Source organism: Companilactobacillus nantensis DSM 16982 (genome assembly GCF_001435815.1).
GTDB lineage: Bacteria > Bacillota > Bacilli > Lactobacillales > Lactobacillaceae > Companilactobacillus > Companilactobacillus nantensis.
Genome location: NZ_AZFV01000051.1, coordinates 1 through 9,997, shown reverse-complemented (window position 1 = coordinate 9,997; position 9,997 = coordinate 1). Strand labels below are relative to the sequence as shown.

The following is a 9,997-nucleotide window of genomic DNA, read 5'->3' as shown; positions in this document are numbered from 1 at the left end:
GATGATATGACATTGTCAGAAACATATCTTGACGGTGTTTCAAGATACCAAGCATAATCAGAGAGTGGAACAGGCCCGGGAATTTCCGAGCATTTTCGTATCTTTGTGAATTATCCGCGATTTTGGCGGATGATTTGCAAAGATATGAAAAGCGGAAGGAGTTGCCCTGTCGGAACTCGTTTTAGAGCCACTGCATATATATCAAATACGCAATTCAAAAACTCCAAAATCAAAAAAATTATTTAAACCGATAAAAAAATCAAAGAAACCACTCAAACCGAGGATACATTATGTATTCTCGGTTTTTTTAACCCTTGTAGGTTGTTGTATACTCTACTTATTGGAGGATTACTATGAATAAAAAAATTATTGCTCATAGAGGAATACCAACATTAGCGCCAGAAAATACAATGGCTGCTTTTAATGTCGTTGTTAATCATGAAGTGAAATGGATTGAAACAGATCTAAGTATCACTAAAGATGAAAAGATTTTTGTCATTCACGATGACAAATTGAATCGAACAACTAATCAATCTGGTTCGATTGAAACAGTTGATAGTGAGACGGTTGAAAGTGCTGATGCCGGTTACTGGTTCGCTGAAAAGTTCCGTGGCGAAAAGGTTCCTACACTGGATCAATTGATTGATTTTCTTAATATCCACAAAATAAACGCTAATATCGAGCTAAAAGGTGTTGTAGGGGACGATGCTAATTATTTAGCCGATCGATTAGTTGAAGAGTTTGCAAAAGCTTTGGAACGGTTAGATGAACATGTTGAATTGATCATCTCAAGTTTCAATCCCATCATGCTGGAAAAAATGTATAAATTAAGACCTGATTTGAAGTATGCTGTTTTGTTCAGTCGTGCCACAATGGGTGATGACTGGAATTTAGTAATGCAAGCTTGTCATGCCAAGATTGTGCACCCAGATAGTGCTGGTCTAACTGAAAATAAAATTAAACAAATGAAAGATTACGGTTATGAAATCAACGTTTGGACGGTTGATGATATTAATCGAGCTCAACAATTATTAAATTGGGGTGTTGATGGTATTATAACTAACATCGCCGATCGAATGAGTTTCTTAGAAAAATAGACACAAAAACAACCTCGGGATTCAGCACGGTCTGAATTTTATCCCGAGGCCTTTTTGTCTAGACTTAGTTGTCTTTTCGGAGGATTCATTATGAAAATTAACAGCTTACTGGTTTTTAAAAGGGGCAGAAGCTTACTCCAAATACAAATTTTTTATGAATTAACATGGATCGATTTTGCAAAATCTAAAGTTAAGTTGTTACTGATTTTGCCTCATCTCGATTCAAATCTAATCTTTAAAACTAATCCCATTCATACAACCACCGCCACGGCGACCTTTTTAAATCGTTGAAGTTTTGGTGGATGCTGCTCACAAAAGTGAGACTTCGAAGAAGAGGAATAAAATTAGATTCTATTTCTTTTCTTCTTACCCGTAAGTATAAACATTTTGGGACGTTAGCCAATAAATTCATACTAAACATACTGTTCGTATAAGCGTTTAAATTGAATCATCAATCGACCAACTCAAGTTTGCCTGATAATCGCCAGAGGCTAAGTTATTCGAGTTTAGGTGCAATAAAAGACCATTATCATGTTTCCATTTGACTGATTTCAATGGTTCAAATTGTTTGGATGTCGCAATCAAAGTCTTTTCTGTGATATCTTCGAAAGGTCGATTCTCTTGATGAAAAAATAAATTGGCTGGTAAAATTTTATTCTCTTGATTAGTTAATGGTGTATCCTGCTGTAAAAATAGTCCCACAGCTCTGGATTTATTGCGCCTTTGATCGTCCACAGCAATTGGCATGTCACTGTCAGGTAGACGATATTTCAGATAGTCGTTGTCGCCAGGTCGGATGGGTTCGAAAATGATATCTTGCGGAGTTAGTTCCACTCGATTAGTTAAATAATTCAAGTTTAATTCTGGACCCTCAACGACAAATGGTTCTTTAGATGAATAGTGACTAATGAAGACTGGTTGATCAGTTATTTTGTGACGTTTGTTGATGGTCGGTGTTTTAGCTCGAAACTGAACTTCAATTGACTGTTTAGACATTAGAGAGCCGGTTGGAATAGTAACTTCTTGAGTCTCACCTTGTTCTTGAATTTCCGGAATTAAATTAGCATTAATATCTGTGATTTTAGTACCAGCCATTAAGTTAAATTTCAGTTCGGAATTTTGAATGCGATTTTTTCCGAGATTGGTTATTTTGAAATAGTATTTAATTTCATCATGAGCAACAACATTATATAAATCCGATGAAGTGTCTTCATGACTGGTAAAAGTATCATTATCAATAATGGCCTCAATATTAATATCGGCCTTATCGGCAGGAGCTATTAGTAGTTTAGCCGGATTAGTTTCATATCTGTAAGGTCGTCGATCTACGTTAGTTTGAATAATGGCACGATAGAACGACTCGTCATCTTGAGGCGATGCATCTGGAATTTTGTAAATTAGAGGATTATCCGAAGCGTTTTCTGATGTGACATCGGTGTATTCAGCACTATCGCGTTCTTTTCGTTGCCAGGTGATAGTGACGCCTTTGTTATCGTTTGTTAGTTCATTTTCTCGAAATCCTTGTATTTTAAAAATAGCCTCGTTCCCGACGGTAGCGTGAACGTCCATTAGCCCACCACCAACTTGGATGGTTTTAGTTGCATGAAGAAAATCGGCATCGAAGAAGTTATGGTTAGTGGTGGCGGAAACTTGGATCTCACCTGATTTGTGAATACCGTCCTCTAAAACGTTAGCGGTGATTTTTCCATCTTTGTCAATGTGCGCTAGTTCGCTGTCCTTATCTCTTAGTGACCACGTGGCTTGTTCAGTCGTATTGAGAGGCTTGGTGTGAGCAGTGGCGTAGATTGACTGACCGTTGAAAAAATTAGGCCGATTGTAAATGTAGTCAGTATCTGTGGCAATTTCAAGTTGATTAGCTTTGATGGGATCAGGAATAACGTTTACTTTGGCAACTTGGGAATAGATGTATTTAATTGTGGGTGGGCCATTAGTCAGTAATGCCAGAAAATCCCAAAAAGGATAGCTGATTTTTAATTGAATCCAGTATGTTTCGTCTTTTTCCGGTGTAAATGATAAATGTTTTGAATTAGTGCCAATGGTATGCCATTTTTCGCTATTTGAAGCCATGCGCCACTCATAGTTCAACGCACGATTTTTTCCATAACGGACATCCAAAAGAGACCTCCGACCGTCAGCAGAAATTTCGACTGACTTGCCAGGGTTGACGTAATAATTATCTTGAACTTGGTTGATAATACCAGATGTTGTATACATTGGACCGACTCTTGTAGCATTGGGAGAAGGTTCGTAGTATCCATCTGGATAATCATTAGTGTCAGCCGCTAGTATGTTGGTACTGACAAAAGTTAGGATAAATGCAAGTATAATAAAAAATAATAGCAGTAATTTTGGGGATAATTTAACTTTAAAAATTGGTTGGATGAGCGGACTCCTTTAAATATTTGTCTATACCGATTTCAGGCATATAGAACATGATATTGAAAAGAGGACAAAAAATCAAACTTATATTTTAATAAAATGATTAACGATATTGTGCGTAAAACTATAATTAATTGGATTTTAAAATATATTCCATACTGAGAGCTGAAAAATAGCCATTGGCTGTGTGAGGATTCGATTCACCGCCAGTGGCTATTCAGTTGTGTAATTAAAATTATTTTTAACTATGAATGAATTTACACAAATCGTAAATATCAAAGACTATTTTCAAAATGCCAATTGAGAGTCGTACTATATTTGCCTGCTAATAGTGGCAAGCTATCGACATATAATAAGAGTCCTTCGTGTCGTTGCCAACTGATTGAGGCTAATTCATTACCGAGCTCTGAAGAAGAAATCAATGTTTTATTATTTAAAATATTTTGATGAGCGCCGTTGTTGTAATAACGTAAGCTGACTGGTAAAGGTGTTTCACCATTTTCATGTAGAAAATTATCATCTTGCGAAAGGTAAAGTTGAACAGCACTTTTATCCCGACGATTGTCATTTATATCAATGATATTGTTAGGATTATTTGCTTTGTCTGGGCGATATTTGAGGACACTTTGGGAATAAGTGGTAATTGTTCCATAATCAATATCTTGAATTGTCGGTTCTATTTGATTAGATAGGTAGTTGATAACTTCGTTAGATGTTTCGCGACGGTAAATATTTCCATCATTATTGGTTCCATAAATGTATGGTGTGCCTTTAAAAGTATTATTTTGAGTAACATTTTGGACAGTAGTATCGACGTCAATTGTTATGGTTTCGTTAATGTTAATATTGCCTGAATTAATAACGAGATCATCGGCATTATTGCTTGCATCAGGAATAACTGTGTATTGGTCTGCAGTAAGTATTTGATTATTTAATTTCACTTGATTAACTTGTGTATTCATTCGTAGTGGAATTACGTAGTTACTATTTTTGAGTATTCCATCCAAACTTTGATTAGTTAGTGTGTTGTGATAAGAAATGTTGTCACCATTAATAACTTTGTTTAAAAGTAAATCGGTATCTTTATCGTCAGTATAAGTATTATTTGTGATGGTATTGTTGATATCGATGTCTGGTTCACCAGAAGGGATGACAGTTAGTTTGGCTTTGTTAGAAGTGATGGTTTTAGTAACTTTACCAGATTTCAAAGTAACAACTGCTTGAAAATATGATTCGTCATCATCCATATTAACTGTGTCAGTAACATAGGTAGTACTGTCACCGGAAGCTACTTGAACTTTGTTATTAGAACCGGGCATGTACTTATACCAATCAACTGTAATTGTACCTGTCGTGCCATCATCGTCGTCACCATCGCCACCAGTATTACCCTTGAGAGTATAAGTGGCACTTGATCCAGATTTAACTGTCTGGTCATCTAAACCACCGCCGATTTCAACGTCCGTAGTCCCTTGAATATCAGGTGTATCAGTGTTTGTCATGGTGGCGGTAACTTTCACCATACCTGATTTTCCATTACTGTTAGCAGTGATTTGACCATCTTCATCGATTGTCGCTAAATCTGGATTGTCAATTGACCAAGTGATTTTTCCGGTTGCATTGACAGGGGTTGGTTTGGCGTGAGCATAGGTTGTATTCGATAGTTGATCACTGGTGTTGTATAAATAATCATCGTCGACAGTTACGTCAAGCGAGATTGCATCTACAGCTTCTTCTAGTGCATGAACGGCTGTTACTTGAGAATATAGATGAGTTTTTAAATACCAAGTGATATACGTGTAAAATTGTGTATCTAATTGATACCAATTGGTTCCAACTTCAGTCGGTGTGACAGTGAAATTCTTTTTTTGACCATTATTATTTTTGTCAACTTCTGACCAATTGCTACCGTCGGGAGTTTCCCACCACCGAAAATGGATACCGTCAAAGATACCTGTTAAAACTGCCCAAACTGACCGTCCGGTATTGGTCCTGATAGTGACGGGGTCGCCGACAGTTGTATAGTAATTCTCTTGTGGCTGTAAGTCGTAACCACTAGTTAACCAAATTCCAATGAACTTTTTCGGGTCCTTGGTCGGCTTGAATTTGGGTGATACGACAACATCCTCCTCGTCAGCTTTGAGTTGATGATCGGTCGATTTAGTCGTCAAAGCAAGTAGAATTAGGGGAAAGATTAGTAAGCAAAAAATCTTGATAATTGTTTTGGCATATTTGCGATGTTTCATAAAAGCACCTCCAATATACTGAGCAATATAATTATATCGGAATGTGTTTAAACATATATCTAATTTATTGTAAAATTATTTATCGGATTTTGAGTAAAAAAATAGACCTCGAAAGGTCTATTACATAAATTATTTAATTTTAGGACGTAAAGTATAAGCCATAATCAATGAAATAACTGAAGTTGCAAGTAAAACGTAGAAACTCATTCCAAAGGAACGACTAGCGTTTACAACTACTTGACCAGTAATGGCAGATGAGTTTACCAAACCGGCATTTAAAGCTGCATAGAGTGCCGCATAAAGGATTGTAGGTAGGAAAGTAAAGATTCTTACCAAACGGATACTACCACGTGATCTGAAACAGCCAGCAATCAAAGCGATGACTGGTGAAAGGAAACAGATTAGACGAATGGCAGAGAATCCATTAGTAATCCAAGTTGGTTGAGCGCCTAAGTTGTTAGCAGTGTAGTTAGCGGCATTGGCAATGGTTCCTGATAGTGAGAGTCCATCAAGGAAAGGACCGGCAACAGAAGCGATGAAACCAATGATTGATGAAAAGATAATTATTTTTTGCGTAGTTGTCTTTTGATTTGGTCTCAAACGATCAGCTGCAGTTTCATATCTGTCACGAGCTTCTTTTTTAGTTTTAGCGGGACGTTCATTATATGTTTGCGTTTTTGAACTAGAACCGTTATTTGAATCTTTTTTGAGAGAAGTTTCATGTTTCAAGGCTTTGTTGGCACCAAGCTCATTTCCGTGACGAAGTTGTGAAAGTAAGAACCATAAAATAATAACGATAGCTAAAGCAATATAACCGTAGTTTCTCTTAACGACTAATAAAATTGCGGTGATAATTACGGCAAAGATACTGACATAAGCATTATTTTTCGCAAATTTCATCATATTGTGAACGAAACCATCGTTGGGGTCCACTTCTTCAGCTTTTCTTTTAGCCTCAGCTGCACGTTTTTCACTTTCAGTGGGTTCAAAAGGATTTTTGATTGGATCTTTAATAGGATCATTGAAAGTTTGTTTGAATGATTCCTCTGGTTCAGCTTTTTTATAAGGCTTTTGAGAAATTGGATTGAAATCGTTTTTGCTGTATACCTGTGTTTTATCATCGATAGGTTCCGTTGCACTTGATTTACTAAAAGAAGAGCGATTCGAACCTTCGTAAGTTTTCATTGCAGGTTCAGGATCAGGACGTGGGGTAGTTGCTGTCTGCTTAGGTGCTGGGGCAGGTTGTTCCTTTTTAGGATGGTCGAATGATCCATATTCACGTTCTTGATCAGGAGCTTGTTGTAAATGAGGTTGCTCAACAGGTTTGGCCTTTTGAGTTGGCTCTTCCTCGTTTAACTCATTTTCAATTTCAGACAATGAACGAATCGTGTCATCATCTTTTGTTTCAGGTGATTCTTCAGTTTTTTTATTTTTAAGGGCCCAACCACAGTTATCACAAAATTTTTGATCTGGGTCTACTTTATGGCCACAATTTGGACAAAACATTCGCATTCCTCCATTATGTTGACAAAACAAGTATACAAGACAACCTATTCTATAGGAAGACATTCGGTGAAAGTTCACAGAAATGTCACATGTTGTATATCCGAAACTCAATTATACAAAATTTCCTTAGACTTTGCTTAAAAAGATTTTCTATTTAAGCAGTTTTTGCTTCCAAAGGCTAGTTAATTGGTTTTTGAATGTAGCTAATAATGTAACTTATGGTTTGGAAAATGGATTATCAAGATTGAATCAAAACAAAAAAGACTAGATAAATTCATCTAGTCTCATTTATTCTGGCTTTTAAAAGCAGATCATATTTAATCCACAATCTTATTTGCAATTAATTATTATTCATCGGTCAATGAATCACGAGGATCTAGTTTAGCAGCACGTCTTGATGGAGCTAAAGCAGCTAATAAACTGATGATAATACTGATAACGATACCAAAGATAAAGTTACCTGGAGAGATTGAGACAATTGTTGCTTTGAAAGCACTCTGGGCAATGGAATTGGTTCCCAACTGTACTAGCCAAGCAATGATTGAAGCGAAGACACCTGACAAGAGGCCGATTAAGAATGATTCGGAAATAAACATATTTCTGATATCTTTCTTTCTAGCACCGATAGCGCGGAGAATACCGATTTCTTGAGTACGTTCGGAAACACTGATGTAAAGTACAACGATAATCATGATTGCTGAAACTAGTAGGGAAATACCAGCGATTGCAGCAAGTACATCAAAGGCTAATCTTAGGTAAGTGTTCAATGAATCAATGATGGCACCGACACCAGTGATGGTATATCTATTTTGTTTTTTCTTATCAATTGTTGCTTTATATGACTTGATTTTTTCTTGGACACCTTTAACGTTCAAGGTGTTATTAACTGTCAAAGTGGCAAAGTTAGGTTTGATAGCAACGTTTGCATCCTTAGCAGCTGATTCAAGTGTGTTGTATGTTACAGCAGATGAACCAGATTTGATAATACCAGAAACTTTCAAGTTCATTGTAATTTGCGTAGGTTGGTTGTTCTTATCAAGACTTGTAACGTACATCTTAACGGTTTTACCGACCATATCTTTGTAATTCTTTTTATCTAATTTTTGTGCGTCAGATTTTAGAAGGATAATTTGATTACTTCCTGGTTTTTTACCCTTAGTGATATCGTCCGGCTTTTCAGTAGCGTTCCAAGTTTGGAAAAATTGGACTGAAACATTCTTACTATCGTAGTTAATCTTTGGTGATTGTGCGAAATAAGCTTTTTCAACTTTTTTAACATTCTTGATTTTTTTGAACCGACTGACATCGGAATTACTCATGTTGATACTGTTAGGATCAGTTGTATCACGTGAAACTGTTTTGGTTACTTGGATGGCATTAGGATTGACTTGTTTGGTCATTTCGCCATTGATGTAACCAGTAATACCGGAACCTAAGCCGAGCATAAAAATCACGGAGAAGATACCAATAGCGGCACCAATGATGATTAAAATATTCCGTCCTTTGGTGTAACGCATATGTTCCCAGGCTAAACGGAAAGTGTCACCAAAACTTAAGTGAGTAATTTTCTTTTCGGTTGATATTTCGTTAGGAATTGGGTAAGAGTCACGTAATTTCTTATCGGAATCAACTTTACCATCTTGCAAGTGAACTACTCGAGTTCCGTAATCAGCAACGATTTGGGAGTGAGTAACGGCAATAACCAATTTGCCTTCTTTAGCAATTTCATCCAAAATCTTCAATACTTCTTCAGTATTTTCAGAATCCAAAGCACCTGTTGGTTCATCAGCAATGATGATTTCAGGATCATTGGCTAAAGCACGGGCAATAGCAACACGTTGTTTTTGACCACCTGATAATTGGTTGGGATGCTTGTCGAGATGTTCTGAAAGACCAACTTTGGCAAGAAGTGATTTTGCACGGTCTGTTCGTTGTGATTTGCTCAATGATGACATTTCGAGTGGAACCATCACGTTTTCCAAAATCGTCAAATGACTAATCAAGTGGAAACTTTGGAAGACAAAACCAACGGTGTGGCTACGATACTCATCTAAGGCTTTATCTGAACCCTTCTTCAAGGATTTTCCGTTAACAAAAATGTCACCTTGAAATTGTGAATCTAGGCCACCGATAGTATTAAGTAAGGTAGTTTTACCACCACCGGATTCACCAAGGATTGAGACAAACTCACCGCGGTCAAGTTTGAGATCAATACCCTTTAAGACTGGAAATTCTTGTTTATTTAACATAAATGATTTTTTTACATTTTTTAACTCTAGTAAGGTCATTTAGTTACCCCTGTTCTGTCCATATTTGCACAACTGGTAAGATACACATTTTATTGTAAATTTTTTTCTATATTTTTAGAAATTTATTGCTTGTGCAAAAATATGTTTATTTATTTTTCAACAGTTAGAAGTATATAATGATTTTTATTTTTAAACTATTGAGATAGGTCATAAGATTCATATGACTTTAGTCATGTGGCGCCTCCGGGTGCAAGCAACAAAGTCTGCTGTGGGACCGCCTGGAGCCAAGGTCTCCAGGCTCGGTTTTGAACTGCGAGAAGATCACTCGAATTTCAAAACACGTCCTGTGGTGTAGGTGCTAAAGCACCAACACCACTATCACTGCTGACTTTGTTGCTTGCACCCTCCGGCTAGTTTAATAATTTGAATATTAGTTTGTTTGAAGACAGGAAAAAAACACCAATCAATTTTGATTGGTGACCTATACCCCCAAAGTTAG

At 36.7% G+C, this 9,997-nt stretch carries 5 protein-coding genes; 1 reads left to right on the top strand and 4 read right to left on the bottom strand.

What is annotated here, in order from left to right:
- The first annotated feature begins 353 nt into the window (after nucleotides 1-353).
- Nucleotides 354-1,097: a glycerophosphodiester phosphodiesterase family protein gene (locus tag FD31_RS13195; RefSeq protein WP_057893253.1), complete on the top strand. Its 744-nt coding sequence runs from the start codon at nucleotides 354-356 to the stop codon at nucleotides 1,095-1,097.
- A 438-nt stretch (nucleotides 1,098-1,535) separates the two neighbouring features.
- Here FD31_RS13195 and FD31_RS13185 read toward each other — a convergent pair whose 3' ends face one another.
- The 4 genes from FD31_RS13185 to FD31_RS13170 form a co-directional block, all read right to left on the bottom strand.
- On the bottom strand, nucleotides 1,536-3,332 hold the full coding sequence (locus tag FD31_RS13185) for a hypothetical protein (RefSeq protein WP_057893251.1): 1,797 nt from the start codon (nucleotides 3,330-3,332) through the stop codon (nucleotides 1,536-1,538).
- Between the two features lie 440 nt (nucleotides 3,333-3,772).
- On the bottom strand, nucleotides 3,773-5,743 hold the full coding sequence (locus tag FD31_RS13180; protein ID WP_057893250.1) for an Ig-like domain-containing protein: 1,971 nt from the start codon (nucleotides 5,741-5,743) through the stop codon (nucleotides 3,773-3,775).
- Between the two features lie 129 nt (nucleotides 5,744-5,872).
- Entirely contained in the window at nucleotides 5,873-7,249 is a 1,377-nt protein-coding gene (locus tag FD31_RS13175; RefSeq protein ID WP_057893249.1) for a zinc ribbon domain-containing protein, read from the bottom strand.
- 347 nt (nucleotides 7,250-7,596) lie between these two features.
- Nucleotides 7,597-9,537 (bottom strand): ABC transporter ATP-binding protein/permease, encoded by a 1,941-nt coding sequence (locus tag FD31_RS13170; RefSeq protein WP_057893248.1) that lies wholly within the window; start codon nucleotides 9,535-9,537, stop codon nucleotides 7,597-7,599.
- Nucleotides 9,538-9,997 lie beyond the last annotated feature (460 nt).